Origin of the sequence: Algoriphagus aestuariicola, assembly GCF_017254835.1 — a bacterium.
In the GTDB taxonomy this organism is placed as follows: domain Bacteria; phylum Bacteroidota; class Bacteroidia; order Cytophagales; family Cyclobacteriaceae; genus Algoriphagus; species Algoriphagus aestuariicola.
The window spans coordinates 1-283 of record NZ_JAFKCW010000079.1; the positions used below are offsets into that span (position 1 = coordinate 1).

The 283-nt window shown below is 61.5% G+C and carries 1 protein-coding gene; it reads left to right on the forward strand.

The annotated features are described in order from the left end of the window. Positions 1 to 283 (forward strand): hypothetical protein (locus tag J0A67_RS22905; protein ID WP_206571706.1); only part of this gene is annotated, 283 nt, incomplete at both ends.

A 283-nucleotide genomic window follows, 5' to 3' on the forward strand; every position in this document is an offset into this window, starting at 1 on the left:
ATTCAACGGATTTCGCCTGCGGAAGGCTTATCTTTGCCCGTTGTTGCTGGGCATGATGCCCTGCCTGACCCTGGCGGCCGATGAAGAGTCGATCTGGGTGGTCGCAGAGGGTTCCTCCTCAGACAATGCCCCGCAGGGTTATGCCGCACAGCAAGCGACGGTGGCGACCAAAACCCGGTCACCGTTGGTCGACGTGCCGCAATTTGTCTCGGTGGTCAATCGCCAGCAAATGGACGTGCAGTCGGCCGACACGGTTAGCCAGGCGTTGCGCTACAGCGCCGGC